A 25,628-nucleotide genomic window follows, 5' to 3' on the forward strand; every position below is an offset into this window, starting at 1 on the left:
GCCCGGCCGTTTATCAGAACGTCATCGCCACCCAAGGATAACCAATAACCACCGGCGCAACCAAGACGACGGCGCCAAAATTGGTACCCAGCCGCCAATAATCGCCATATTTTATCCCCTGAACAATTGGATTTGCAGGAAGGCGGCGACGCAGCGACAATTCTGCCTGGAGCGGATTTCAACGCTGCTTGCAGCGGCCCCGTCGGAGCGAGGACCTGGGGGCGGGTATTGCCAACGCGCCGGCAACGGGAAATATGGCGGGTATATACGTTAATGCGGGACCCTTAGCCCTGGCTGGAGACCACGGGTAAAGACCACTTGCCATAATTGAATATCCCTGGCCCGAAATGCCCCTGCGCAGGCATTAAGATAATAGATAAACATTCTTTTGAATCGTTCGGAATAATTCACTTTCAACTGAGGCCATTCCGCCAGGAAATGCTCATGCCAAGCCGTTAATGTTTTATCGTAATCTGAACCGAAGTTATGCCAGTCTTCCATGACAAAGCGTTTTTCACTGGCGTTGGCAATTTGTTTTATCGAGGGAAGGCACCCATTAGGGAAGATATATTTATTAATCCAAGGATCAACATTATGGGTTGTTTGATTGGCGCCGATAGTATGCAGAAGAAAAATACCGTCCGATTTCAGGCAGCGGTCGACAACCTTGAAATAAGCGTCGTAATTTTTCGGGCCGACGTGTTCAAACATGCCCACGGACACGATGCGGTCATATTGCTGCCGTATATCACGGTAGTCCTGCAATAGAATCCGGATGTCCAGTCCGCCGTAATGCTTGGCCGCAAAAGCTTGCTGCTCGGCGGAGATGGTTACGCCATGAACGGTGACGCCGAAGTTTTGCGCCGCGTAGGCCGCCAGTCCGCCCCAGCCGCAGCCGATGTCCAGCAGCGTCATACCCGGCCGGAGCCGGAGCTTGTGACAGATCATATCCAGTTTATCCCGCTGGGCATCATACAGGTTGTCGGCCCGCTTCCAGTACCCGCAGGAATACTGCATGTAGGGATCAAGCATGAGGCAGAACAGGTCATTGCCCAGATCATAGTGCTCTTTTCCCACGATCCAGGCGCGTTTCCTTGACTGGAGGTTGGTTAGCCGGGCAATGGCAATGCGCAGTATATCATGAACGCGAGACGGCATTTTTTTATCGAGACGGGCGCTTAATAGTCGTTGAAAGAATATATCCAGCCTGCGGCACTCCCACCAGCCGTCCATATAGCTTTCGCCCAGCCCAACGGATCCCTGTTGTAATACCCGTTTGAAAAACAGCGAATTGTTGACCTGAATATCCCAGGGCTCTGAGCCATTGATACTAATGCCGGCCTGGTTAAGCATACTGTCCGCAATACGACGCCATTCGTTTTTATTACCGCGGCTATTGACCACGCTTATATCATTCATAATGTCATCCTGGTTCAATCTTAAATGACGACGCTAACCGCTCACGGTAACAGGCCATAAATTAGAGGCTATTTGCAATCGCGGATGCGACGGATTTATTATCGAACAAATCACGCAGGCCCGTGTTATCATAAAAGGACAATCTATGTAGATTAACGGCCATTCCATGCCATACCCGTCCCGTTTGCCCCTCCATGAGGACGCGATGATTCAGCTGGTCGCGGTGCCTGACCGACTGACTCTGCCCCGTTCCGTTTTTTTCCGCACCTGCTTTTTGCCAAAAGGCGTGCTCATCAGCCAGCATCAGCACCCATTTGTCGAGTTTCTCTACGCCCGCGAAGGCGGGATGCGCGTAGAGATCGAAGGAAAGGCGCTAATTGTGCCGGGCTTCCACGGCATCTGGATCCCGGCGAATGTACCCCATCGTCTTCTGACCACCAGCGATGTGCTGCTGGAAAGCCTCTATATCGAACAGGATTCCGTCACGATCAATCCCAATAACTGCCGGGTGGTGGTGATCAGCAGCTTCGTCAGGGAATTCATCCATCATGCGACGGAACATGTGCCGGAACAGTACGACAGCGCCGGGGATGACGGCATGTTGGTCAATGTGCTGAGCGCGCAGATCCAGAAACTGCCGGATGCCGGTTTTTCACTAGCGTGGCCGGTCTCCCAGACATTGATGCGGGTGTGCCGGGAAATCCAGGAAAAGCCGGATGAGGAGCACAATATTGATAAGTGGGCGGCCAACACCGGCATGTCGGTACGGACCTTTTCGCGCCGTTTCAAGAAAGAAACCGGCGTCGCCTTCGGAGAATGGAAGAAACGGATGCGGCTTCTGGAATCCGTGATCATGCTGAAAAATAATCGCAGCGTAACCCAAGTGGCTCTGGACCTCGGCTACTCCGGCACCGCCTCTTTCTCCTATGCTTTCCGGCAGATGTTTGGCGTACCGCCGACCCGCTATTAGAGGTTGACCCGCCGCCTTTGCCATCAGTGCATGGCAATCAGCAGCGGGAACAGGAAGGGCGCCACCAGCGAGGTAATGATCCCGCAAATGACCAGCGCGAGCGAACTGAACGCCCCTTCTTCATAATCCAGTTCGGCGCAGCGGGCGGTACCCAGCGCGTGGGAGGCCGAGCCCATCGCCAGGCCGCGCGATGCTTTGGTATGGATATGCATCGCGTTCAGGAGAATATGTCCGAATACCGCTCCCAGTATCCCGACAAAGATCACGCAAACCGCGCTGATGGCGGGAATACCGCCGATACTGTTGCCCACCGCCATTGCGATGGGCGTAGTGACGGATTTGGGCATGATGGACGCGGCAACGGCGGGTGTGGCGCCCAGCCGCAGCGCAATCCATGTGCCGGAGATCATCGCCACCAGACTGCCGAGGAAGCAGATGCTGATAAGTGACTTCCACCGCCGCCTGATCTGGTGCAATTGCTCATACAGCGGATAGGCCAGCGCCACGACGGCGGGCTGAAGCAGGCTGTTGAGCAGCTCGCTGCCTTTGAAATAACGGGTGTAGGGTATTTTTGCCAGTATTAATAAAACTATCAGTATGATCATCGAAATCAGCAACGGGTTGAATAACGGATTATTCAGCCGTGCCGCCAGCCGGCGAACCAGGAAAAACACTACCAGCGTCAGCGGTAGCGACCACCAGATATCATGAAGCATGTTTTATTCCTTTCTTGCCATCGGCTTTGACCAGCGATGCTTTTTCCCGGTGTATGGCGTGCGAACACCAACTCACCGTAATAAGTACAATCAGGGTGCTGGCGGAACAGGAAACGACCACCGGGGCGAATTGCGCCCGTAATAAATCAAAATACTGCATGACGCCGACGCCAATGGGCACAAACAGCAGCGACATATGGCGGATCAACAGATGGCATCCTGGTTTTACCCATTGGCTTGGGATGATTTGTAACGACAAGAGCATAAACAGGATAAGCATGCCGATAATGCTGCCCGGCAGCGTGACGGGTAATACGGCGGCAATAGCGATTCCGGCATATAAACAAGCATAAATCAGTAAAAACGCACGGAGCAGCTGAGAAAAACGGGTGATGAATAGAGACATGACGTTTTTTTACCAAAAGTAATGCGCCAAAGAACTGGGGCTTATTATCATGCAATTGATCTGTCTTTATTTATTAAATGGAGACAATTTCTATCTATTTAAGGACAAAATCGCCGCGATTATCAGGGGGGTTTTGAGCAGTCCCGTTAAATGAAAATGGCGTGTATTGACCTGCGCTTTAACATAGCAGCCACTGATAAACAGCAATTTTGTTACAAAATTTCGGCGCCGGACCGGCGCAAAAATCACGCTGAAAGGTAATACTGTGACTAATGAATAATTTCTGGTGAAAGTAAAGATGCGGTCCTGGCTCAATGAATGCTGATAAGCCCCAACGTTTTTTTGACGGTCACAACGATCTGTTGCTGAATTTGTGGCTGCATCATGGCGCCAACCCGGCGGAGGCCTTTTTCGCCGGCCTGGCGCCGGGGCATCTCGATTATCCGCGCATGGGCCGCGGCGGTTTTGCCGGCGGCTTGTTCGCGGTATTTGTACCGCCGGCGGCCTATCTGGCCCAGATGCGCAAACGGGCGTCAGCCGCCGTTGCAACCCAGAGCGATCCATTGGCCATTACCACGGCGCAGATAGCGATATTGCATCAACTGGCGCAGGGTTCCGCGGGCCGGGCCCGTCTGTGTGGTTCAACGGATGAAATTGAATATTGCCTGCGGCACAACGTGCTGGCGATGGTGTTGCATATTGAAGGGGCGCAAGCCCTCGATCCGGACCTGCTGTTGCTGGATCAATTTTACCAGCAGGGCCTGCGCAGCATCGGCCCGTTCTGGAATGAACAAAACCAGTTTGGCGCCGGCGTGACGGGGGATTTCCCCGGATCGCCTGATAGCGGTCCCGGCATGACGCCGGCAGGCAAGGCGCTGATTCATGCCTGTAATCAGAAAAAGATTCTGATCGATCTGTCGCATATGAATGAAAAGGCGTTCTGGCAAACCGCCGAACTGAGCGACGCGCCCTTGGTGGCGACCCATTCCAATGCGCATGCCCTTTGCCCGCAGCCGCGCAATCTCACCGATGGCCAACTGGCGGCCATCGCCGCCAGCGATGGCTTGGTGGGCGTCAACTTCGGCACGGCATTTGTGCGGGCGGACGGCAAGCGCGAAGGCGATACGCCGATAACCGACATCGTCACGCATCTGTGCTACCTCATGGACCGGGTGGGTGAAGACAGGGTGGGCTTCGGTTCCGATTTCGACGGCGTCAACGTGCCGAACGCCTTGGGTGATGTGGCGGGCATGCCGCTGCTGCTGGAGGCGATGGCCCGTGCGGGGATCAATGACGCATTGCGCGAAAAGCTCGCCTGGCGCAACTGGCTCAGGGTGTTGAAGCGCACCTGGTCTTAGCAGGGAATAGAATTTTTGTTGTTCTTCGGATTACCCCCCAGAGTACGGGGGTCAGTGATCCTTCATTTTAACGCTAAGAGGAGAAACATGATGACTGTGTGGACAAAACCGACGTTCGTAGACCTGCGTCTGGGTCTGGAAGTGACTCTGTACATTTCCAACCGTTAATCTCTGATGCCCGCGCTGCTGCGGGCATATTCTTTTTTAATTCCCGGTCAGCTTATGCAGATAAAAGTGTTAGGCTCCGCCGCGGGCGGAGGATTTCCCCAATGGAACTGCAATTGTGAAAACTGCCGGGGCGTACGCGCCGGCACGATAAAAGCCTCCCGGCGGACGCAATCTTCCATTGCCGTAAGCGATAACGGCACGGAATGGGTGCTATGCAATGTATCCCCCGATATTTGCCATCAAATCCTGGCGACCCCGGAATTGTCGCCTCCGCCCGGCGTGCTGCGCGGTACCGGCATCGGCGCCATTATCCTTACCGACAGCCAGATCGATCATAGCGCGGGCTTGCTCAATTTGCGGGAAGGCTGCCCGCACCAGGTATGGTGCACCGACGAGGTCCATCAGGATCTCACCTCCGGTTTTCCGGTGTTCAATATTCTTTCGCACTGGAACGGCGGGCTTGAGCATCACCTTATAGTGCCCGGGCGGCCGTTCAGCGTCGCTGTGAGCCGGACGCTGCAATTTACGCCTATTCCGCTGCTGAGCAATGCTCCGCCTTATTCCGCGTACCGCGACCGTCCGCTGCCGGGCCATAACATCGCGCTGTTTATTGAAGACGGCCGCAGCGGCAAAACCCTGCTTTACGCGCCCGGCCTGGGCGACCCGGACGACGTGTTGATGCCGTGGCTGCGCAAGGCGGACTGTCTGCTGATTGACGGCACGCTGTGGCGTGATAACGAACTCGCCCTCACCGGCGTGGGCCGGCATACCGGCAAAGACATGGGGCATCTGGCGCTGGGGGAAGAGCAGGGGCTGGCGGCGCTGCTGGCCTCGCTGCCCGCTCAGCGCAAGATTCTGATTCACATCAATAATACCAATCCCATCCTCGATGAAGACTCCGCTGAACGGCAAAGTCTGACGCGGCAAGGCATCGAAGTGAGCCGGGATGGGATGCTGATTGAGGTATAGCCATGACACAGACGCAACCGCTGTCTCCCCGGGCCTTTGAACAGGCGCTGCGGGACAAAGGCGCCTACTACCATATCCACCATCCCTACCATATCGCCATGCATAACGGCCAGGCGACCCGTGAACAGATCCAGGGCTGGGTGGCGAACCGCTTTTATTATCAGACCAGCATCCCGCTGAAGGACGCGGCCATCATGGCGAACTGCCCGCATCCGGACGTGCGCCGCAAATGGGTGCAACGCATCCTGGACCATGACGGCCACGGCGGCGGCGACGGCGGCATCGAGGCCTGGCTGCGCCTCGGCGAGGCCGTAGGCCTAAAGCGCGAAGCGCTGCTGTCCGATGACATGGTGCTGCCGGGCGTGCGCTTTGCCGTGGACGCCTATGTCAACTTCGCCCGCCGCGCCAACTGGCAGGAGGCCGCGTGCAGCTCCCTCACCGAGCTGTTTGCGCCGCAGATCCACCAGGCGCGCCTCGATACCTGGCCTGGCCACTATCAGTGGATCGAAGCGGAAGGCTATGACTACTTCCGCAGCCGGCTGAGCCAGGCGAACCGCGACGTGGAGCATGGGCTGCAGCTGGCGCTGGAGTATTGCGACAGCGTGGAGAAACAGCAGCGCATGCTGGAAATCCTGCAGTTCAAACTGGACATTCTCTGGAGCATGCTGGATGCCATGAGCATGGCGTATGAACTGAAACGTCCCCCTTACCATACCGTCACCACCGGGTCGGCCTGGCACAAAACGAGGCTGGTATGATGGAGCCGACGCTATCGCAGACGCCGGTGTTCCGGCGCGGTTTTCGCCTGCAGTGGGAAGAGACGCAGCAAAGCCATGTGATCCTCTACCCGGAAGGCATGGCGAAGCTCAATGACAGCGCCGCCGCCATTTTGCAACTGGTGGACGGCAAGCGCACCCTTGGCGATATTATCGCCGATCTCTGTGCCCGGTTTCCCGAGGCGCAGGGGCTCGGCGATGACGTCAGCGAATTTTTCGGCCAGGCCTACCGGCAAAAATGGATTATCTTTCGTGAATGATCAAAAACCGGCGGTTAATCCGCCGCTCTGGCTGCTGGCGGAACTCACCTACCGCTGCCCGCTGCAGTGTCCGTACTGCTCTAATCCCCTCGATTTCGCGTCGCAGGATAACGAGCTGACCACCGCCCAGTGGATCGAGGTGTTCAAGCAGGCGCGCGCCATGGGCAGCGTACAGCTCGGTTTTTCCGGCGGCGAGCCGCTGATGCGCAAAGATCTGGCGGAGCTTATCGGCGCCGCCCGCGGTCTCGGCTTCTATACCAACCTTATTACGTCGGGTATCGGCCTGACGGAGAAAAAGCTGCAGACCTTCGCCGACGCCGGCCTTGATCATATCCAGATCAGTTTCCAGGCCAGCGATGAAAGCCTGAACGCCGCGCTGGCGGGGTCGGAAAAAGCCTTCCGGCAGAAGCTGGCGATGGCAAAGGCGGTAAAGGCCCATGGCTATCCCATGGTGCTCAATTTCGTGCTGCACCGCCATAACATCGATCAGATTGACCGCATCATTGAGCTTTGTATCCAGCTTGAAGCGGATGATGTCGAGCTGGCCACCTGCCAGTTCTACGGCTGGGCCCAGCTGAACCGGGAAGGATTGCTGCCGACCCGGGAGCAAATCGAGCGCGCCGAGCAGGTCGTGAAGCGCTATCGTGAACGCATGGCGCAGAGCGGCAGTTTGACCAATCTGCTGTTCGTTACGCCCGATTACTACGAAGAACGCCCCAAGGGCTGCATGGGCGGCTGGGGCGCCATCTTCCTCAGCGTCACGCCGGAGGGCACCGCGCTGCCGTGCCACAGCGCGCGCCAGCTGCCGGTGAAATTCCCTTCGGTGCTGGAGCATGACCTGGACCATATCTGGCGCCACTCCTTTGGCTTTAACCGCTATCGCGGTTTCGACTGGATGCCGGAGCCGTGTCGCTCCTGCGATGAAAAGGAGCAGGATTTCGGCGGTTGCCGTTGCCAGGCATTTATGCTGACCGGCAGTGCCGACAATGCCGATCCGGTCTGTGCAAAATCATCTCACCACGACAAAATCCTCGCCGCGCGCGAGGCGGCCAACCGCACGCGGACGCAGATCCATGAGCTGCAGTTCCGCAACCGCGTCAACTCGCAGTTGATCTTCAAAAACAGCCCATGAACGTGAACGGGGACCGGCAGGAAGAGCAGCTTCGGCTGCCGAATGGTTTACGCCTCTGCCTGCGGCATGAAGCGCAGGCGACAGAGGCCGCCGCGCTGCTGCGGGTGGACGCGGGGAGCGATGACGAACCGCCGGCCTGGCCTGGCCTGGCCCATCTGCTGGAACATCTGCTTTTCGCCGGCAGCGGCGCCTATCAGCAGCAGCAGCGTCTGTTAGCCTGGATTCCGGCGCAGGGCGGCCGGCTGAACGCCACCACCCGCGGCGACCGGACCGCCTTCTTTTTTGCCGTCGATCCTCCGAAGCTGGCGCCGGGCCTGGCGCGTCTGGTGGATATGCTGGCCGCGCCGTTGTTTGATCCTGCCGCCCTCGAACAGGAGATAAACGTCATCGAGGCCGAGTATCGGCTGCTGATGAACGATGCGGATACCCTATGCGACGCGGCGCAGTTATCCCTGTTCGAGGGGACGCCGACCCTGGCGCGTTTTCAGGTGGGCAGCCGCGCCGGGTTCGGCACGGACCTGCCGTCTTTGCTCCGCGGATTGCGGGAGTTTCATCAAAACCATTACCACGCCGGCAGCATGACGCTGTGGCTGCAGGGGCCGCAGCCGCTGGCCGAGCTGCGCGCCCTGGCCGGCAGCTGCGGCGTCCAACTGCCCGCGGCCCGGACCGCCGCCCCGGCGCTGACGGCGCCGGGCGATGACATGCTGAATACCGGGTCCGGCAGTGGCAGCGTCTGCCCGCCCGACCCCCCGGCGGCGCTACGGCTGACGGCGCGGGGCGACGCCATGCTGAATGCCGCGGGTCCCCCGCGGCTGCGGCTGAGTTTTGCCCTGAACGGCTGGCGGGATTGTGATGCCGGCTGGTTTGGCGTTTTGCGCGTGCTGTTGAATGACGAGGCGGACGGCAGCCTGATGGCCTGGCTGCGAGAGTGCGAGTGGTGCGACGGCGCACGCCTTATTCTCAGTTGGCGCGGTCAGGATGCGGCCATCGCGGCGGTGGAATTTACCTTAACCCGGGACGAACCCGCCGTCGGCGCGCAGGTGGAGCGGGGGTTTTTGTCTTGGCTACAACAGTTGTCCGCCCTGTCGGATCAACAGCTGCGCCATTATGCCCGGCTGGCGCAGCGGCGCTTGAACAGCCAAACGCCGCTGGATCAGCTGCGGGACCTGGCTTTTGATGCCCCCGCGCTGCGCTGCATCGCCCCTCCTGCCTGGCAGCGCTGGCTATCTCGATTCCGGCCGGACGGCGTCAGCCGTTTGTGGATAACCGGGCAGGTAAGGGGGGATCCGGTGCGTAGCCGGGGTTTCGACCTGCGGCTCGCCCCGTTCATTTTGCCTGCCGTGACGCCCGCTCGGCCGCCGACGCTCCGTTTTTATGCCGGCAACGCCTCCCCCCGGACGCCACCCTTGCCATGGACGCCCCCGGTATCGCCGAACGCCCTGCCGGCCGAGTCCGTCCCACTGCGGCACATAGCGGCGGATGAGGCTCCGGTACTGATGCTTTATCCGGCGCCCGGCAGTGATTTTACCGAGGTGCAGGGGCATATTCTGCAGGCGGCGCTGCGGGCGCAAGGGGGGAACCTGGTGCATATCGGGGGAGAGCTGCGCATCGAGCGGCGGCAGGATGTCTGGCTGTTACAGCTTGGTGCCGATGAGAGGACAATGCCCGCCGCGCTGGAGGCGATAAGCGCACGGCTGCGGGTTCTGACCCAGGCGGTCATCCGCCAGGGACGGCGCGCCCGGCAACATGAACTGCGGCACGAGCAAGGGCAAATCCCGGTGCGCCGGCTGCTGAGCCAACTGCCGCGCTGGCTGCGGACGGCGGACGGTGCCGGGGCGGAGCAGGGGCCGGAGCAAGAGGATGGCGCCTCCCGCCGGCTGACGGAAATCTCCTGGCAGGGGACGCTCTACGGCGGGTCCGACGGGCTGCGCCAAACGCTGTCCCGCATGCTGCGCCGTTTCCCCGGCGCCTTTACGGCTGTGTCGTTTCCGGCCACGGCGGATGCGGCATGTTCATCCGCTGCCGCATTTCCTCCCCTCGCCGCGCTTGCATCCGGCGATGCGCCGGCTCGCGCATTCCGCGGGCAACCGGCCGCGGCGCGCTATACGCTGACGCAGGACCGGGGAGATAACGCCATGATACTTTTTTGCCCGCCGCCGGCCGCCGACGTCGACACCCGGCTGGCCTGGCGTCTGCTGGCGCTGATTTACCAGCCGCTGTTCTTCCAACAGCTGCGCGTGGAACAGAATATCGGCTATGTGGCCAGCTGCGGCTTTTATAATACGGTCTGGCATGAAGGCGTACTGTTTGCGCTGCAGTCACCGCATCTTAACGGTGAAGAACTGTTTCAGCGCACGCTGTCATTTTTGCGGCGAATGGAACAGCGGCTTGGCGAGATGCCGGCGGATCGGCTGGCAGAGCGGCGCTCCACGCTTTGGCGGATGCTGGCCCACCGGGATGCAAACCGCTTTATCCGCGCCGGCCAGGAGTGTTTCGCCCTTGACCTGGCGCTCACCACGCCGCAGGCACAAGCGCGCCTGGCACACATGGACCAAAAGAGGCTCAGGGGCTGGCACCGGGTATTTACCGACTCCGCCACATACCGCGCCGGCAGCCTGCTGGCCATCACCGTCCCTCCTAAGGCCCCCTAGGCGGTTGAAGTCAGTTAAGTAAAATTTATTGATTAATCGTAATTAAATATGACTGTCGCCCCGTCGTCGATTCCCGGCCGGCGGTTTAAGTCTATATTTTTATGGCAAGGATTTGTCAGAGAAAGGGATTGGAGCATCGCAAGGTTCTCGTGCCTGCTTCTCATTAATCCTTATATTTTCTGATGTAAATAAAAAGAAAGACAACCGCAAACCGTCGGCCCGGATCACTCTTAAAGGCTGTCTGCTCCTTCATACACATTTTCAAATACAGGGTTATTCTATGGAGAACACAATACATCCAAAACGCCCCTGGCTCATCGCGTTATTACTGCTGTTAATAGGCTTGGCGATGACGATTGGCGGTGTCTGGCTGACCGCGCTGGGCGGCTCGCCGTTTTACCTGCTGGCCGGCATCGCACTGCTGATAGACGCGGGATTGGCCTGGCGCAGGCATAGCGCCGCGCTGTGGGTTATGGCGCTTATTCTGCTGGCCACCATAATCTGGTCTCTCTATGAGGTGGGCTTCAACTTCTGGCAGCTTGAGCCGCGCCTGGTCATGGTGACGGTGCTCGGCATCCTGCTGCTGCTTCCTTGGGTGCGCCGCAAATTATTTCCCGCCACCCGGGCGGCGGGACTGGCACTGGGGATAGCCGTGGTCGCCGCCGTGCTGGTGATGATCTTTGCCGCAACCCGGCCGGTAGGCGTTTCCGGCACGGCGGACTTCACCGCCCGGACACAGGATGCCCATGATACATCGGTGCCCGACAGCGACTGGCTCTATTATGGCCGCACGGCGCACGGCGATCGCTTTGCCCCCCTCGATCAAATCAATGCCGGCAATGTGCAAAACCTCAAGCTCGCCTGGAGCATGCGCACCGGCGATACCATGCAGCCCGGTGAAGATCAGGGCGGCACCGATGCCGGGCATGAATTTAACTTTGAAGACACGCCAATCAAAGTCGACAATACCCTCTATGTCTGTACCGGCCACAGCTGGGTTGAAGCCATCGATGCCGCCACCGGCAAAGTTAACTGGAAATTCAATCCTAACGCCGATACCAAGGCGGATGTCTATCTGGCCTGCCGCGGGGTCAGCTACTACAAGGCTCCCGAAGGGACGGTTACGGATTGTCCGGAGCGTATTATCGCCCCGGTGCTGGATGCGCGCATGATGGCGCTGAACGCCAAGACCGGCCGGCTTTGCCAGGATTTCGGCGATCACGGCTATGTTTCGCTGACGCAATATCTCGGCCATGTCCCCGCCGGCTACCATTTTGTCACGTCGCCGCCGATGGTGGTAAACGATCGGGTCATTCTCGGCGGATGGATATTTGACAATCGAGCGACCAATGAGCCCTCCGGCGCGGTACGCGCTTTTAATCCCATCAACGGACAGCTGATTTGGGCCTGGGACATAGGTCATAATCCGGAAAACTGGACACCGGGTCCGAATGATGAATTGACGCGCGGTACGCCCAACGCCTGGGGCGTATATACGGCGGATCCCAAACTCGGGCTGGTTTATCTGCCCACCGGCAACGCCACGCCTGACTACTACGGCGGCGAACGCCGTCCGTTTGACGAAAAATACAGCAGCTCCACCGTCGCACTGGACATCAACACCGGCGCCCCTCGCTGGCATTTCCAGAACGTTCACCACGACCTGTGGGATTTTGACGTTCCGGTGGGCCCGTCGCTGGTGGATCTGCCCGGTCCGGATGGCAACCCGGTTCCTGCGCTGGTGCAAACCACCAAACGGGGCGAGTTTTTCATGCTGAACCGCGAGACCGGCCAGCCCATTGCGCCGGTGGAAGAGAAAAAAGTGCCCCAGGGCGCGGTGCCGGGGGATCATACCTCGCCGACCCAAGCCTTCTCGGTGGGCATGCCTTCTCTGGCGCCAAAGGATCTGACCGAGCGCTCGCTGTGGGGCGCGACCCTCATTGATCAGATGGTATGCCGGATCCAGTTCCGTAATTCCGTCTATCACGGCCAGTTCACTCCGCCGCAGCTGAAAAATACCATTGTTTATCCCGCCTTCGACGGCGTGATCGACTGGCATGGCGCAAGCATCGATCCCACGCACAAGATCCTGATTGCCAATGCCAATTACATACCCTTTATGGTAAGCCTGGCGCCCCGCGGTCCCGCGGAACAGCAAGGCCTGGTACAGAAATGGAACGGCAGCGGCAATGAACCGCCGGTGAAGGGGAATTTTTCCCCCCAGTACGGCACGCCTTATATTGGTAAAGTCCATCCCTGGCTTGACCCCATAGGTGTCCCCTGCAACCCGCCGCCGTGGGGCACCCTGACCGCCATCGATCTGGTTAAACGCCAGATCATCTGGCAGCATCCCATCGGCACCACCCGCGATACCGGCTTGTTCGGCACCCACACCAATGTTCCATTGCCAACGGGTATCTTTAATATCGGCGGCAATATGGTGACCAAAGGCGGGCTGGTATTTATCGGCGCCACGGCGGATGATTATCTGCGCGCCGTTGATGAACGCACGGGCAAGGTGGTATGGAAAGCGCGTTTACCCGCCGGCGGACAAGCCACCCCCATGTCTTACACGGTGGGGGGTAAACAGTACATCGTGATTGCGGCGGGGGGCCATGCCGGACTGGGCACCCGCTCGGGGGATTACGTTCTGGCTTATGCCTTGCCTTAAGCCTGTCCGCGGCATTGTCCTGTACACATTGCCAGGTTAGGACCATCCTCTCCGGCTCCCGCAACGGGAGCCGGAAATCATCAGGACTTTTTTAGAAAACAGCACACAGGTATCCTCTCTTACCCATGGACTTCCCGTAATAATCTTTCGGATCGGGATGGTAACCGATGGCTTTACCGTCGCCTTGTGCGGCACACTCTTTATTTCCCTCATCCTGATACATCGCGGGGACGGGGCCAAATAATTTTGCGTTATTCCAAAACTGTTTTTGACCCGGCGGGCTAACAAGCTTAGGCGAAGTCGCAGAGGGCTTATCGCCAGGGGTGAAATTAAAATAGGCGCAACCGGAAAAAAGCATGATAAAAACGCCAAAAATAATTGAAGTTAAATTTCTGATCATAATATGTATACCTAATAATGAGCTGTGTGTTTTATAATCTCGGTATGATAAAAACCAGCGAGATAAAAAAGTTTGATAAAATTAAAATCATTATGTTTTATAAAGTCGCTTTAGAATATATTTAAAAGTTTATTTATCACCGGTATCGTTTTAAGCTACCTCTCATTATCGAAAGTAGCAATTGCGACTTTTAGAATACATTGCGCTTAATCTATTTTGAGAAAATACTTAAATTATAATAATAAAAATTTCATTAATTTCAAATGGTAGTGAGGAAATTAACTTGTTAACCCAGATGAAAAGTCATCGTGCGTTTTATTGATTGCTGATTGCTAAAAATTGCCGCGACAGCATTTTTTGGCCTTATCACGGACTGTACAGCGGCTATTTTAGACTTCATAAAGGTCAGGTACGCTTTTGAATAAGGAAGGGGCAATGAGTGAACATCGGTTGCGGGTCGGTATTATCGGATTACAGCCCGGGCAAAGCTGGGCCGCACGGGCCCATATACCCGCTCTGCGGGCCTTGCCGGACCGGTTCGACATTGCGGGAGTGGCTAATAGAAGTCGCTCAAGCGCCGAAGAGGCCGGAAAAGCCTATAACCTCCATGCTTTTTCCAGCGTGGATGAGCTGGTGAATTCCCCGGATGTGGATATCGTCACGGTGACGGTAAGGGTTCCCAATCATAAAGAGGTGGTCAGAAAAGCCATTGAGGCAGGTAAGTCCATTTATTGTGAATGGCCTCTTGGCAGGGATCTTAGTGAAGCCGAAGAGCTCGCCGCAATGGCGGCGGAACACCAGATCAAAACCGTTATCGGTACCCAGGCACGACTGGCGCCCGAAATGCTTTACCTGCGCGGGCTTATGGACCAGGAATATTTGGGCGAAATACTTTCGTCTGCTGTTTTAGCCTATGGCAGGGGCTGGGGCGCCACCATCAGCGACGAGAAAAGGGAAAGCTACCTGCTGGATAAAACCAACGGTGCCACCATGTTATCCATCCCGATGGGCCATACGCTGGCGGCGATGCAGGATATCATTGGCGGCATCAAACAGGTTTCATCCATCATCGGTAACCGGCGCAACACAGTGCTTTCTTTACAGGATGGAAAATCCATCGCCATGACCGCCCCGGATCAAGTGCTGGTTAACGGCGTGACTGAAAAAAATATCCTGTTCTCTCTCCACTATCGCGGCGGAACAGCGCCGGACGGCCATGGCCTGATTTGGGAACTGAACGGGACAAAAGGCGTTATCAGGATTACCGGCCCGTCGGGACATACGCAAATGGTCCCTCTGCAGATTGAATGCTGCCTGCTTGGCGATACCGCGTTCAAGCCGGTGCCGGTGCCGGAAACCTTTTTACAGGGCTGTCCCGCGGATGTGATTCCGGGTAATGTGGCCAGAATGTACAGCAGGCTGGCGTCGGATCTACAGACCGGCAGGCACACCGCCCCCGATTTTGGTGATGCGGTGCGATTGCACCGCTTATTAACGGCTATTGAACAGTCATCAGGGTGCGGAACGCGCATTACAGTCTAATAGCCATAAGTCCTCTGCCGAGCGCATGGGTATTGCCCCGGCGGAGTCATTCCTGCTGATTGGTTTGCTGTCCCCTAGCGCCTGTTTCATCGTACCCGCACCCATCGGCGGCTTGGCCGGGGCGGTGCCGGCCCCGGAGTGCGTTTCTTTTGCCTTAGGGTAAAATAGCGGTTAAAACTCTTCACGCAATAAACACGCTAATAGGAAATGACCATGAATAACACAGTAACACTCCATGCCGACCCGCTGGTCTGGGGACACGGACCGAAGGTTTTCGAAGTTTTCCTTGAGCCTACCTGTCCGTTCTCGGTGAAGGCGTTTAACAAGCTCGATGCTTTGCTGGCGGCAGTGGGCGAAGACCAGATGACGCTTAAAATCCGCCTTCAATCCCAGCCATGGCATATGTATTCCGGCGTTATCGTTCGTTATATCCTGGCGGCTTCCACGCTGCCGGCGGGTAAAGCCGATGCCAAAGCGGTACTGAAGGCCGTGGCCTTACACCGGGAAGAGTTCGAGTTCACCGATCATTGCGCCGGCCCCAATATGGACGCCACGCCCAATGATATCCTGGCCCGGTTGAAGCGCTACAGCGGCGTGGATGCCTATGCGCCTTTCGCCCGGCCCGAGCTGCAAGCCGAGGTCAAATGGCACTGCAAATATGCCCGGCAAAACGGTATCCATGTTTCGCCCACGTTTATGATAAACGGACTTGTGCAGCCGGATATCAGCAGCGGCGATGATATCAGCGAATGGGCAAAACGAATCCAGGCGTAGCGTTAAAGCGTAGATTTCCGATTGTCCGGAATGGCATGTTGTCCGGAATGGCATGTTGTCCGGAATGGCATGCGTTGTTTCCTGTCGGCCGGGCAATGTTCAGGATAGCGCGTCCTTCTTGGGTGAGCTGGACGAGACGGCGGCGGCTGACAAAATACATCAGGCTGCAATCCAGCTTCTTAAGATATTGGCAACAACGGGTGCAAAGGGATCCAGCTTTCCCTCTTTTGGGATTAATAAATTTTCTACCAGGTCCTGCAGTAAATCATCATCTTCCAGCCCCTCCTCGGGATTAATGCCATTTGTCCACAGCAAATTATCGGTAAGCTGTTTGCGCTTTTCGATCAGGGCCTTATTGTTACGTTCATTGTCACCAAGGTTTAAAACCTCAATGGTTTTTTCGGCTCTTGATGTTGTCCCTTCCACTCGGCCACTAATTTTGAACTTGAACTCTGTTTCGCATTCAGCCATCAAGGGCGTTAGCGGTAGGTGTTGGCTTTTATGCGATGCATCACATTGACCTTTGGTTTTGCAACTAGCGACAATATTTGTGTATTTCAGACTACTTGCCTGAGCTATTGCTCTTGCTTCAACGTGCTCGTTGACTGTATCGGTACTTGCTCCTGTTATGTGATCGCAACAATAAGCACAGATATAGAATTGCTCCTGTGCACATTTATTACTCAGGTCAGCAATAATTCCCCATTGCTTTTGTGTATAAAGTTCCTGAAACCATTGGTTTTCATTTTTGCTGGCGGGTTTTGATCTGACCCAATTCAGAAAACTATCAGGCGGCTGTCCTTTAGTGATTTTTCGCATGTTTGATTTCCTGTTTACGCAAAAGCATTTTAGCCTTCGCGAGTTCAAGATTATTTGAAGGAAGTTCGGCCTCAAGAGTAGCTAATATATTTTTAGCCTTTTCAAGCTGGTTACCCTGAATCAGATCAAGAAGGTCGTTAAGCTTTTCAGTAATGGTGGCATTACGAATGTGGGTATTCATTACGTTCAAAAGAACCGCATTGGCATCCTGGCCATATTGCGAAGGAACGAGGGCAAGCTCGCCATCGTCCAGAGAGTAGACCAGTACATCCTTGCAGTCACTGATCACTAAAGGCGAATGGGTGGTTAAGATAAACTGACAATTCGGGAACGTCGTCGTCAGGCGCTCAATAATATTGCGCTGCCATGTTGGATGCAAATGCATATCCACTTCATCAATCAAGACTATACCATCACCATGCAATGGATTTTCCAGTAAAGGATTCATCATAGCCAGACGTCGTGCGATGTCTCCAACCAGAGCCATCAGAGACTTTTCACCTTGTGATAATTGCAGGACATTCAGCGTCTGGCCATCTTTATCAATTGACATATGCAGTCGCGGTTTACGTCGTACTCTTAGATTGCTAAACCCCGGCATTAGATTGGCAATGGCGGTTCTGACAGCCGTTAACTGTCTATCTCTAGAAGAGGCCATTAATGTGTGCAACCTGCTCCAAATTTCCTGATTATCGCTCAGTGTTTCAAGTAATTTCTCCAACACATCCTGTGGCAATCCGGATTCGTTTTCAGAGTCTTCACGATCGCGAAACCATTCAAAAAAACGTCTAAAATCGATACCCTGATTAAGGGAGTTATCATAACCATCCAGTTGCAAAAAATTGTGACGTTCTCTTATTTTTAAAGGAACGTCTAATACCACGCGTTCAACGGGATAAAACGCGATAAGAGGGAAGGATGCATTATTTTGTGCGGTAAATTTGTTTTTATAAAATTCAGCTAACCTGCTGGCCTCATGCAAATTGGACGTTATAGCTGCTTTTTTACCTTTGACCGTTCTCGCAAGCCCCCAGACATAAAGAGAATTGCAGTTTTCATCTTCAGGGCTGGTTTCATCTCCCCGTTCGTCAAAAATACTTAACTCAATGAAGGCTGAAATCCGGCCATTCAGAATGACCTCTTCGGGGATAGGACTTCCACTGCCTTTCTCGCTACGCAGCCTTGCAACAAACCAACTTAAGCTGGTCGCCAGAGATTTTAATATTGAGGTTTTGCCAGCACCGTTATTCCCGATAAATACCGTGACATTGCTCTTCATTTCGTCGGTCGGCGCCAACTTAACCATGAGCTTGTCAAATGGTCCCAGGTTAGTGAGTTTAAGTGCGCGAACTTCCATAACCTTTTGTCCTTTTAATGTTCTATTAACATAATCATACATTTATCCGCATTCAACAGTAAACCTTGCCGAAACCTGTCTTTACGGATGTCAGCAGGGAGCCGATTTCTGTCCAGGCCGTGAGACGTGCTCCCCAAAAGGCTCCTTATGCAGCCAATGTTACCCCAGCTGTTCCATTCTAGACATCCTTAGATTGGATGCCTCGCCGCATCTTTGCCATTACTTGAACCAAGGCCTCCCGTTCCTCGGCGGACAGCGTTTGCAGCAAGCTGTTCGAGACCCGTTCGGCCACCGGCCGGGCTATAGCCAGCATAGCGCGGCCTTCCTCGGTGAGCTGGACGAGACGGCGGCGGCTATCGGCGGGATCCGCGCGCCGGGCGATGAGCTGCCGTGCTTCCATGCGCCCCAGCATTTCCGCCAGGGTCGCCTTGGTGGTGGCGCTCGCCTGTCCGAGCGTGGCTTGATCGAGTCCGTCCGGCGAGAGGGCCAGCGCCTCCAGCACTGCATATTGCGGTTTGGTGAGATCGGGCATCAGCGAGGTCCACCTGGCGGTATGCTCCTGCAGGACGACGCGCATAAGGTGAAACAACGTCTTGTCAAACATCCACTCTATCCTATCCAGTATGTTTCCGTTTACGCCCGTGCGGCGGCGGAGGGGTATTATTGCCGCTGCGTGCGGCCGGCACAAGCATATCCCGGGATGACCGCTGGGCCGGCTTGACGTTCGTATACGAACTAAATACACTGGCCGGGAAGTATCTTTAAGAAAAGCATGCTCGCATATATAGAACGTATACGAACAATAATCTATCTCTTTACTTCGATCGCGCGGCCCCCTGCGTTATCTCTGGCGCCGATCGCCTCTTCATAATGAATAGGGGTTTAACATGATATTCGACGACTTGCGCCAATTCCTGAAGGCGCTTGATGAAAACGGCCAACTGCTGCATGTGAAAGAACAGGTCCAGGCCGAGCCGGATCTGGCGGCGGCGGCCAATGCCGCCGGCCGGATCGGGGATAAGGCGCCGGCGTTGTATTTCGATAATATCGAGGGTTTTACCGACGCCAGGGTGGCGCTTAATACCCTGGGTTCATGGCCTAATCACGCTATCGCCATGGGCATGGATCCCGGCACCTCAACCAAGGACCAGGTGGCGGAATTCATCCGGCGCTGGGACGAATTCCCCGTGCCCGTGCAGCACCGTGAAAATCCGCCGTGGCGGGAAAATTGCGTCGTAGGCGACGATATCAACCTCTTTGAGATATTGCCGCTGTTTCGCCTTAATGACGGCGACGGCGGCTTTTATCTGGATAAAGCCGCCGTCGTCTCGCGGGACCCGGCAGATCCCGGCAATTTCAACAAACAGAACGTCGGCATCTATCGCATGCAGGTCAAGGGCAAGCGCCGCCTCGCCATCCAGCCGGTGCCGGTCCACGATATCGCTATTCATCTCAAGGCGGCGGAAGAACGGGGCGAGGACCTGCCGGTGGCAATCACGCTGGGTAACGATCCGATCATTACGCTGATGGCGTCGACGCCTTTGCGCTATGACCAGTCGGAATACGAGATGGCCGGGGCGCTTAGGCAGGCGCCTTATCCGGTAGCGACGGCTCCGCTGACCGGGTTCGACGTGCCGTGGGGCTCGGAGGTCGTTATCGAGGGCGTGATAGAAGGCCGCAAGCGCGAACTGGAGGGGCCGTTCGGCGAATTCACCGGAAATTATTCGGGCGGACACAGAATGCCGGTGATAAGGATCGACAGGATTTCTTACCGAACACAGCCGATCTTCGAGTCCCTGTATCTCGGCATGCCCTGGACGGAAGTGGACTACCTGATCGGTCCGGCGACCTGCGTCCCAATTTACAAGCAGCTCAAGGCTGATTTTCCCGAGGTGCAGGCCGTCAATGCCATGTATACCCACGGCCTGCTGGCGATAATTTCCACCAAAAAACGGTATGGCGGATTCGCGAAAGCGGTGGGGCTGCGCGCCATGACGACGCCCCATGGGCTGGGTTATGTGAAAATAGCGATCGTGGTGGATGAGGACGTGGATCCGTTTAATCTGCCGCAGGTCATGTGGGCCCTGTCCACCAAGGTGAACCCCGCCGGGGACCTGGTGCAACTGCCCAATATGTCGGTCGTCGCGCTGGACCCCGGATCATCGCCCTCCGGCGTGACCGATAAGCTGGTTATTGATGCCACCACCCCGGTCGCTCCGGACACGCGGGGCAATTACGGATTGCCGGTGCGCGATCTGCCCGAGACCGCGCAATGGATCGGCCGGCTGAATGCGCTGATGGCGAAAAACCATTGAACCGATACAGATAAGGAAAACATGATGATTTGTCCTCGTTGCAGGCATCCTAAGACGGGCGTGTTGTATGAAAGCCCGGTCCAGGGGGTATGGACCGTGTTTCAGTGCGAGAGCTGTTTGTACACCTGGCGCACGACCGAGCCGCCGCGCCGGTCTGATCCTGAGTACTATCCGCCGGCGTTTCGCTTAAACCCCGACAGCCTTGAACACGCCGAGGCGATACCGCCGGTCCCGGATCTGGCGGCCGGGAACCGGTAGGAAACGCGGCGCTATTTTTCAGTCGCCTTCGCCGAGGCCGGATACCAAAGCGTCACCAGAATAACGGCAACGGCCAGCACCAGCATCACCAGCAAAAGGGACTGCGCCGTCGCCGCGACGAATGCCTGCCGCACCGCGGGAATTTGGCTGCTCAATCCGGGTGTTGACCGGGCGTAGGCTAACGCCGCGCCAATGGATTGTGTCGTCGCACCGGGCGCCTGCGCCAGGGCGGGGGGCAGACGTGACGGGAAGGTTGTCGCCAGCAGGCTGCCGAAAAGGGCAATGCCCAACGCGCCGCCGATTTCACGCGTGAAGCTGTTGATGCCGGCACCGACGCCGGCTTGGCGCGGCGGTAGCGAGCCGATGATAGCGCTCGAAAGAAGAGGATTGGATAAACCGGATCCCATGCCGACGACGCCGATGCTCAGTGCGAAAAACCAGTAGGGCGAGTCGGTCCCGCAGTGGCGAAGCAGGCCCAGCCCGGCAACGAGCGCGGCCAGTCCGGCCGCCACCACCGGCCGTGGGCCGATACGCTGGGCAAGCTTGATGCTGCGCGGCGACACCCAGAACACGACCGCCACCAGGGGCAGGATGGCAAGGCCGGCCAGCGCCGGCGGGTAGCCCTTGATGCTCATCAGATATTGGCCGTTGAGATAGAACATCGAATACATGCCGATAAAGGAAACCGCCATGCCCAGCATGCCGGCGCACAGGCCGCGGGCGCGGAAGATGCCGGGATCCAGCAGGGGATGCTTTCGCTTCGCCTCCATCCAGACAAAGATAGCCAGGAACAGCCCCGACAAGCAAAAGGCGCCGATAACCTTTGCTGAAAGCCAGCCAAGCTCCTGGCCTTCAATCAGGCCCGTCAGCAGGGAGAAGATACCCAGCATGAGGATGGCCGCGCCCATAAGGTCCAAGGGATGTTCATGACCGGCCAGCCTCGGGGCCAGCCATGCCGTAAGGACCAGACCGGCCAACGCCAGCGGTACCGCTACCGTGAAAATGGCTTGCCATTGTGCGAACTGCAGCACCAATCCGCCGAGGATATTCCCCAGCGCGCCGCCCAAGCCGGTCATGGCGGTCCACATGGCGATGGCATGGGATTTTTGGTGCGGCGGATAGACCTGGACCAGAAGCGCGAGGCTGTTAGGCAGAATCAATGCCGCGCCCGCGCCGGCCGCCGCCCGGCCAACCAGCAGCGCCGGCACGCCGGCGGCCGCGGCCGACAGCAGGGAGCCGAACGCCAATAAGGCCAGGCCCGCCAGCATGGTCTGCTTGCGGCCATACCGGTCGCCAATGGCGCCGGCGGGGATGAGCAGACAGCCGAAGACCACCAGGTAGGTATCGACGATCCACAGGACCGCCGTGGCGGAAGGATGGAGCGGGCTGGTGGCGATGCGTCCGATGGCCAGGTTGAGGCTGGCGCCGAGGCCGAAAACCAGGGCGGCGCACCCGACCATGACCGCAAGGAAAGCCTTGCGCCGGGCGACGGGTTCCGGCGAGGCGGGCGGCGCATCCGCCTCCGTGATGTCGGGCGTCGATGGGTTGCGCACCACGGGCGCCCCTCGATTAGTTGTATGCATGATGATCTCCTTTTGGGGGGATATCATCTTCTTCCTGATAGATGCAATCCAGTGCATATCACGAAGAGTATTAATGCATCATATGCATTTATAAGTCCGGGCAAGCGCTTCGCACGCGGGCCCGGAGCCAGCGATGGGCGGCATCTTTCTCGTAGCGCGGGTGCCAGGCGATGGAGATCGGCGGCGGCGCATCGATCTTCACCGGCAGCTCGAAGGCGTGGAAATCCCGGCGATACCAGCCCGAGGAGCGGGCCGGCACCAGTACAATATGATCTGACTTGGCAACGATGGCGAGCCCGTCGGCAAAGTTCGCCACGGCGACGGAGATGGTTCTGCGCAGGCCCTGCAACGCCAGGGCCGCATCCACAGGGCCCTCGAAGCGGCCGCGTCGCGAAATGGACACATGGGGGTAGGCGATAAAGGCTTCAACGGTAACCGCCTGCCGCGCCAGCGGATGATCGGGGCGCACCACGCCGACAAAACGATCGCGAAAGAGCGTTTGTAAACGGATTTCCGGTCCCATGGCGGCGTCAATGACCCCGATGTCAAGGTCTATGCTCCCATCCCGCAGCGAGTCGACATCCTCGTTGCCTTCGGCTACGAAACGCAGCCGGGCTTTCGGCGCCTGTTCAATCATGGCCTGAGCGATGGCGGCGCCGAAGGTGCCGACAAAACCGTCGCTGGCCCGCAGGGTGAAGGTGCGATCGATCTGCGCCGGAACGAGTTCGCCATCGCCGCGCACCAGGTTTTCCGCGTCCTGGATAAGCTGTCGCAGCTGTCTGCGCAGGGCTTCGGCGCGCGGTGTGGGCACCAGTCCCCGGCCTGCCCGGACCAGCACCGGATCGTCCAGCAGATGGCGGATACGGGCAAGTTGCCGGCTCATGGCCGGGGGGCTGAGATTCATTCGGTTAGCCGCGCCGGCAACGCTGCCTTCGGACAGCAGGGCATCCAGGGCGACCAGCAGATTAAGGTCGAGGGCCGGCGTGGAGGAGGGCGGTGTCATGGGGTGCGCCTCGGAATGGAATGCAAATAATGCATTAATATAATAATAAAGATGCACTGTATGCAACCATGGTTAGCGGGTATCTTTTTTGTCATGACGCGTCGTCCAGGCACATCACAACGTTAAAGGCGTTAAAATGACTACACTCACGACATCCCCCCTTGCCCCGCTGCTGGCCCATCTTTTCGACGAAGCCGCCGCCGCGACCAGCCCCGTAGCGATGAGTATTCCCCGTGAAGAGCGGATGCGCCTGATGCGGAGCAAAACGGAGTATCTTGATTTTTATGGGAAAATGAAGGACCTTTGGCTTCCCGTCTCCCGCGAAACCGGCGCGCTGCTGTATATGCTCGCACGGGGCGGCGCGGCGCGGACCATTGTTGAATTCGGTACCTCGTTTGGCATTTCCACCCTGCATCTTGCCGCCGCCTTGCGGGACAACGGCGGCGGTCGTCTTATCACCACAGAGTTTGAGCCGTCGAAAGTCGCCAGGGCCCGGAAAAATCTCGCCGCCGGCGGCCTCATCGATCTGGTGGAATTCCGCGAAGGCGATGCGCTGCGCACGCTGGCCGCGGATCTGCCTGATTCCATCGATTTGCTGCTGCTCGACGGCGCCAAGTCTTTGTATCCGGACATTCTGAATTTGGTGGAAAGCCGCTTACGGCCCGGGGCGTTCATCGTTGCCGACGACGCCGACTTCAGCCCCGACTACCTGGCTTACGTGCGTTCGCCGGCGGCGGGTTATCTGTCCGTCCCCTTTGCCGGAGACGTGGAGCTCTCGCTGCGGCTGAAGTGAGCCGACTCAAGGTAGTGCGCTGGCTCCCTGACCTTTTTCACTGACCTTTTTATTGAACTTGGCGATCTTTCCCTGGATCTTCACCTGGATAGACGAGCCCGATCTGCTTTCTTATCGTATCCAGGGTTTCCATGATGAGTACGCTTTCGTCAGGGGGCATAATCGCCGAGGCTGTTCCTGTTCTCACCAGGCGTTCCATTTCAAATGCCTGGAACTGCATGCCGCGTTCGGCCACCGTCTCGGCGTAATCTTCGAGTACGTTGCCCTGATAGTCCTCAAGGCGAAATGAGGTGGGCGCGTACCAGACCGGTGCGATGACGATGCGCGCCTTGGAGCCATAGATGGCGGCGGCATTGGGACCGGCGCAGTCAAGGGCGGACACGCTCGTTGAAATAGCGCCGCCCCGATGCTGCATGATGGTGGCGATTTCAGCATCGACACCCGTATCCTTGAATCGGGCCGTCGCCGTTATCGAGGTGGGAGCACCGAGAATATCGAAGGCGAAAGAGAGGGGATAAATGCCCAGATCAAGGAGGGCCCCGCCGCCAAGTTCCAGCGCATTGAGACGATGCTTTGGGTCCGTCGACAGGAATTGGCGGTGTTCGGCAGTGACCGACCGCAATTCACCCAAGACACCGGAATCAATGATTTCATGGATACGCTTCATGTGCGGCAGGAAGCGCGTCCACATGGCCTCCAGTACGACCAGGTTCTTTTCGCGCGCGCGCTTGACTACCGTCCTGGCCTCATCGGCATTCAGCGTGAACGGCTTCTCGATAAGAACGTGCTTGCCGGCTTCCAGCGCCAGCAGGGCGGCTTGGGCATGTTGCGGATGGGGTGTCGCCACGTAGATGATATCAACGTCCGGATCCGTGACAAGCGCCTGGTAACTGCCATGTGCGCGGGGGATGCCGAACCGCCGGGCGAAAGCATCGGCCGTTTTCCCGGATCGCGACCCGACCGCCGCAACGTTCAGTCCGGACGCGACAAGATCGCGGGTAAATAACTCAGCAATCCATCCGGTAGCAAGAACGCCCCAGCCAAGTGACTTTTTCATCGGTTTTCCCTCAGTTGTTCAAATGTGCCGTTGACGGCCATGGAGATTGCAAGCCGCCGGCGTTATCTTGACATAGCCGCCTATCATGAAATCACGGCACACAATAAACTGTGACTAAACACCAACTAGACGTTGTATCTTTTTTTCCATTACATCATCGCCGCTCCGGCTTGTCTCACAAAATCACGCTTTCACTGCCCCTTAAGCCCAACCAGATGTTGATCGGGTAAA

At 57.2% G+C, this 25,628-nt stretch carries 24 protein-coding genes; 14 read left to right on the forward strand and 10 right to left on the reverse strand.

Features of this window, described 5'->3' with window-relative positions; all coding sequences use genetic code 11:
- Positions 1–270: 270 nt before the first annotated feature.
- Complete coding sequence (gene cfa, locus ACL2XJ_RS18580; RefSeq protein WP_413724081.1) at positions 271–1,419, reverse strand: cyclopropane fatty acyl phospholipid synthase; 1,149 nt, start codon at positions 1,417–1,419, stop codon at positions 271–273.
- 205 nt (positions 1,420–1,624) lie between these two features.
- Between cfa and ACL2XJ_RS18585 the strand changes: the two genes are divergently transcribed.
- Complete coding sequence (locus ACL2XJ_RS18585) at positions 1,625–2,389, forward strand: helix-turn-helix domain-containing protein (RefSeq protein ID WP_413724082.1); 765 nt, start codon at positions 1,625–1,627, stop codon at positions 2,387–2,389.
- A gap of 23 nt (positions 2,390–2,412) precedes the next feature.
- Here ACL2XJ_RS18585 and ACL2XJ_RS18590 read toward each other — a convergent pair whose 3' ends face one another.
- Complete coding sequence (locus ACL2XJ_RS18590) at positions 2,413–3,105, reverse strand: CidB/LrgB family autolysis modulator (RefSeq protein ID WP_413724083.1); 693 nt, start codon at positions 3,103–3,105, stop codon at positions 2,413–2,415.
- The gene (locus ACL2XJ_RS18595) at positions 3,095–3,511 is read right to left on the reverse strand and encodes a CidA/LrgA family protein (RefSeq protein ID WP_132922176.1); all 417 of its coding nucleotides are present in this window, start codon (positions 3,509–3,511) and stop codon (positions 3,095–3,097) included. Before ACL2XJ_RS18595 ends, ACL2XJ_RS18590 begins: the two co-directional genes overlap by 11 nt.
- Before the next feature lie 314 nt (positions 3,512–3,825).
- Between ACL2XJ_RS18595 and ACL2XJ_RS18600 the strand changes: the two genes are divergently transcribed.
- The 8 genes from ACL2XJ_RS18600 to ACL2XJ_RS18635 all read left to right on the forward strand — a co-directional run bounded on the left by ACL2XJ_RS18600 (position 3,826) and on the right by ACL2XJ_RS18635 (position 13,496).
- On the forward strand, positions 3,826–4,869 hold the full coding sequence (locus ACL2XJ_RS18600) for a dipeptidase (RefSeq protein ID WP_132922175.1): 1,044 nt from the start codon (positions 3,826–3,828) through the stop codon (positions 4,867–4,869).
- A gap of 96 nt (positions 4,870–4,965) precedes the next feature.
- The gene (pqqA, locus tag ACL2XJ_RS18605) at positions 4,966–5,037 is read left to right on the forward strand and encodes a pyrroloquinoline quinone precursor peptide PqqA (protein ID WP_071789594.1); all 72 of its coding nucleotides are present in this window, start codon (positions 4,966–4,968) and stop codon (positions 5,035–5,037) included.
- Between the two features lie 54 nt (positions 5,038–5,091).
- A complete protein-coding gene (gene pqqB / locus ACL2XJ_RS18610; RefSeq protein WP_132922174.1) occupies positions 5,092–6,006 on the forward strand; it encodes a pyrroloquinoline quinone biosynthesis protein PqqB in 915 nt (304 codons plus the stop codon).
- Between the two features lie 2 nt (positions 6,007–6,008).
- A complete protein-coding gene (gene pqqC, locus ACL2XJ_RS18615) occupies positions 6,009–6,764 on the forward strand; it encodes a pyrroloquinoline-quinone synthase PqqC (RefSeq protein WP_132922173.1) in 756 nt (251 codons plus the stop codon).
- Positions 6,764–7,042, forward strand: a complete 279-nt coding sequence (gene pqqD, locus ACL2XJ_RS18620) for a pyrroloquinoline quinone biosynthesis peptide chaperone PqqD (protein WP_413726918.1) — start codon at positions 6,764–6,766, stop codon at positions 7,040–7,042. The genes pqqC and pqqD overlap by 1 nt, the downstream gene beginning before the upstream one ends.
- Complete coding sequence (pqqE, locus tag ACL2XJ_RS18625) at positions 7,035–8,174, forward strand: pyrroloquinoline quinone biosynthesis protein PqqE (protein ID WP_203521867.1); 1,140 nt, start codon at positions 7,035–7,037, stop codon at positions 8,172–8,174. Before pqqD ends, pqqE begins: the two co-directional genes overlap by 8 nt.
- Complete coding sequence (locus ACL2XJ_RS18630) at positions 8,171–10,825, forward strand: insulinase family protein (RefSeq protein WP_413724084.1); 2,655 nt, start codon at positions 8,171–8,173, stop codon at positions 10,823–10,825. Before pqqE ends, ACL2XJ_RS18630 begins: the two co-directional genes overlap by 4 nt.
- A gap of 280 nt (positions 10,826–11,105) precedes the next feature.
- Positions 11,106–13,496: a membrane-bound PQQ-dependent dehydrogenase, glucose/quinate/shikimate family gene (locus ACL2XJ_RS18635; RefSeq protein WP_413724085.1), complete on the forward strand. Its 2,391-nt coding sequence runs from the start codon at positions 11,106–11,108 to the stop codon at positions 13,494–13,496.
- Positions 13,497–13,587: 91 nt separating this feature from the next.
- On the opposite strand, the gene ACL2XJ_RS18640 is transcribed toward ACL2XJ_RS18635, so the two are convergent.
- Positions 13,588–13,896: a hypothetical protein gene (locus ACL2XJ_RS18640; protein WP_132922168.1), complete on the reverse strand. Its 309-nt coding sequence runs from the start codon at positions 13,894–13,896 to the stop codon at positions 13,588–13,590.
- Positions 13,897–14,331: 435 nt separating this feature from the next.
- On the opposite strand from ACL2XJ_RS18640, the gene ACL2XJ_RS18645 reads away from it, so the two are divergent.
- Positions 14,332–15,438, forward strand: coding sequence for a Gfo/Idh/MocA family protein (locus ACL2XJ_RS18645; protein WP_413724086.1), 1,107 nt, complete (start codon positions 14,332–14,334; stop codon positions 15,436–15,438).
- 213 nt (positions 15,439–15,651) lie between these two features.
- Complete coding sequence (locus ACL2XJ_RS18650; protein WP_413724087.1) at positions 15,652–16,212, forward strand: DsbA family protein; 561 nt, start codon at positions 15,652–15,654, stop codon at positions 16,210–16,212.
- A 159-nt stretch (positions 16,213–16,371) separates the two neighbouring features.
- On the opposite strand, the gene ACL2XJ_RS18655 is transcribed toward ACL2XJ_RS18650, so the two are convergent.
- The 3 genes from ACL2XJ_RS18655 to ACL2XJ_RS18665 all read right to left on the reverse strand — a co-directional run bounded on the left by ACL2XJ_RS18655 (position 16,372) and on the right by ACL2XJ_RS18665 (position 18,992).
- Entirely contained in the window at positions 16,372–17,031 is a 660-nt protein-coding gene (locus ACL2XJ_RS18655) for a hypothetical protein (RefSeq protein ID WP_413724088.1), read from the reverse strand.
- Positions 17,015–18,388 (reverse strand): AAA family ATPase, encoded by a 1,374-nt coding sequence (locus ACL2XJ_RS18660; protein ID WP_413724089.1) that lies wholly within the window; start codon positions 18,386–18,388, stop codon positions 17,015–17,017. The genes ACL2XJ_RS18655 and ACL2XJ_RS18660 overlap by 17 nt, the downstream gene beginning before the upstream one ends.
- 178 nt (positions 18,389–18,566) lie before the next feature.
- Positions 18,567–18,992, reverse strand: a complete 426-nt coding sequence (locus ACL2XJ_RS18665; RefSeq protein ID WP_413724090.1) for a MarR family winged helix-turn-helix transcriptional regulator — start codon at positions 18,990–18,992, stop codon at positions 18,567–18,569.
- Positions 18,993–19,275: 283 nt separating this feature from the next.
- Here ACL2XJ_RS18665 and ACL2XJ_RS18670 point away from each other — a divergent pair, with 283 nt between their 5' ends.
- Positions 19,276–20,703: a non-oxidative hydroxyarylic acid decarboxylases subunit C gene (locus tag ACL2XJ_RS18670; RefSeq protein ID WP_413724091.1), complete on the forward strand. Its 1,428-nt coding sequence runs from the start codon at positions 19,276–19,278 to the stop codon at positions 20,701–20,703.
- A gap of 24 nt (positions 20,704–20,727) precedes the next feature.
- Positions 20,728–20,961, forward strand: a complete 234-nt coding sequence (locus tag ACL2XJ_RS18675) for a non-oxidative hydroxyarylic acid decarboxylases subunit D (protein WP_413726919.1) — start codon at positions 20,728–20,730, stop codon at positions 20,959–20,961.
- Between the two features lie 11 nt (positions 20,962–20,972).
- Here ACL2XJ_RS18675 and ACL2XJ_RS18680 read toward each other — a convergent pair whose 3' ends face one another.
- Together ACL2XJ_RS18680 and ACL2XJ_RS18685 are read right to left on the reverse strand one after the other, a co-directional pair.
- Positions 20,973–22,544 (reverse strand): MFS transporter, encoded by a 1,572-nt coding sequence (locus ACL2XJ_RS18680; RefSeq protein WP_413724092.1) that lies wholly within the window; start codon positions 22,542–22,544, stop codon positions 20,973–20,975.
- An 88-nt stretch (positions 22,545–22,632) separates the two neighbouring features.
- Positions 22,633–23,547 carry a LysR family transcriptional regulator gene (locus ACL2XJ_RS18685; RefSeq protein WP_413724093.1) on the reverse strand — a complete coding sequence of 305 codons (915 nt, stop codon included), beginning with the start codon at positions 23,545–23,547 and terminating at the stop codon, positions 22,633–22,635.
- Positions 23,548–23,683: 136 nt separating this feature from the next.
- Between ACL2XJ_RS18685 and ACL2XJ_RS18690 the strand changes: the two genes are divergently transcribed.
- Positions 23,684–24,340, forward strand: a complete 657-nt coding sequence (locus ACL2XJ_RS18690) for an O-methyltransferase (RefSeq protein ID WP_413724094.1) — start codon at positions 23,684–23,686, stop codon at positions 24,338–24,340.
- Between the two features lie 49 nt (positions 24,341–24,389).
- Here the strand turns inward: ACL2XJ_RS18690 and ACL2XJ_RS18695 are convergent, their stop codons facing one another.
- Entirely contained in the window at positions 24,390–25,397 is a 1,008-nt protein-coding gene (locus ACL2XJ_RS18695; protein WP_413724095.1) for a Gfo/Idh/MocA family protein, read from the reverse strand.
- Between the last annotated feature and the right edge of the window lie 231 nt (positions 25,398–25,628).

The sequence above is a fragment of the Sodalis sp. RH16 genome, from assembly GCF_047324245.1.
Lineage (GTDB): Bacteria > Pseudomonadota > Gammaproteobacteria > Enterobacterales > Enterobacteriaceae > Acerihabitans > Acerihabitans ligni.

Coding starts and splice junctions, on each gene's coding strand:
- ACL2XJ_RS18585 (WP_413724082.1), top strand. CDS start 1,625: ATGATTCAGCTGGTCGCGGTGCCTGACCGACTGACTCTGCCCCGTTCC.
- ACL2XJ_RS18600 (WP_132922175.1), top strand. CDS start 3,826: ATGAATGCTGATAAGCCCCAACGTTTTTTTGACGGTCACAACGATCTG.
- ACL2XJ_RS18630 (WP_413724084.1), top strand. CDS start 8,171: ATGAACGTGAACGGGGACCGGCAGGAAGAGCAGCTTCGGCTGCCGAAT.
- ACL2XJ_RS18655 (WP_413724088.1), bottom strand. CDS start 17,031: ATGCGAAAAATCACTAAAGGACAGCCGCCTGATAGTTTTCTGAATTGG.
- ACL2XJ_RS18660 (WP_413724089.1), bottom strand. CDS start 18,388: ATGGAAGTTCGCGCACTTAAACTCACTAACCTGGGACCATTTGACAAG.
- ACL2XJ_RS18675 (WP_413726919.1), top strand. CDS start 20,728: ATGATTTGTCCTCGTTGCAGGCATCCTAAGACGGGCGTGTTGTATGAA.
- ACL2XJ_RS18635 (WP_413724085.1), top strand. CDS start 11,106: ATGGAGAACACAATACATCCAAAACGCCCCTGGCTCATCGCGTTATTA.
- ACL2XJ_RS18690 (WP_413724094.1), top strand. CDS start 23,684: ATGACTACACTCACGACATCCCCCCTTGCCCCGCTGCTGGCCCATCTT.
- pqqD (WP_413726918.1), top strand. CDS start 6,764: ATGGAGCCGACGCTATCGCAGACGCCGGTGTTCCGGCGCGGTTTTCGC.
- ACL2XJ_RS18670 (WP_413724091.1), top strand. CDS start 19,276: ATGATATTCGACGACTTGCGCCAATTCCTGAAGGCGCTTGATGAAAAC.
- ACL2XJ_RS18685 (WP_413724093.1), bottom strand. CDS start 23,547: ATGACACCGCCCTCCTCCACGCCGGCCCTCGACCTTAATCTGCTGGTC.
- ACL2XJ_RS18650 (WP_413724087.1), top strand. CDS start 15,652: ATGAATAACACAGTAACACTCCATGCCGACCCGCTGGTCTGGGGACAC.
- ACL2XJ_RS18695 (WP_413724095.1), bottom strand. CDS start 25,397: ATGAAAAAGTCACTTGGCTGGGGCGTTCTTGCTACCGGATGGATTGCT.
- ACL2XJ_RS18665 (WP_413724090.1), bottom strand. CDS start 18,992: ATGTTTGACAAGACGTTGTTTCACCTTATGCGCGTCGTCCTGCAGGAG.
- pqqC (WP_132922173.1), top strand. CDS start 6,009: ATGACACAGACGCAACCGCTGTCTCCCCGGGCCTTTGAACAGGCGCTG.
- pqqB (WP_132922174.1), top strand. CDS start 5,092: ATGCAGATAAAAGTGTTAGGCTCCGCCGCGGGCGGAGGATTTCCCCAA.
- ACL2XJ_RS18645 (WP_413724086.1), top strand. CDS start 14,332: ATGAGTGAACATCGGTTGCGGGTCGGTATTATCGGATTACAGCCCGGG.
- ACL2XJ_RS18640 (WP_132922168.1), bottom strand. CDS start 13,896: ATGATCAGAAATTTAACTTCAATTATTTTTGGCGTTTTTATCATGCTT.
- cfa (WP_413724081.1), bottom strand. CDS start 1,419: ATGAATGATATAAGCGTGGTCAATAGCCGCGGTAATAAAAACGAATGG.
- ACL2XJ_RS18595 (WP_132922176.1), bottom strand. CDS start 3,511: ATGTCTCTATTCATCACCCGTTTTTCTCAGCTGCTCCGTGCGTTTTTA.
- ACL2XJ_RS18680 (WP_413724092.1), bottom strand. CDS start 22,544: ATGCATACAACTAATCGAGGGGCGCCCGTGGTGCGCAACCCATCGACG.
- ACL2XJ_RS18590 (WP_413724083.1), bottom strand. CDS start 3,105: ATGCTTCATGATATCTGGTGGTCGCTACCGCTGACGCTGGTAGTGTTT.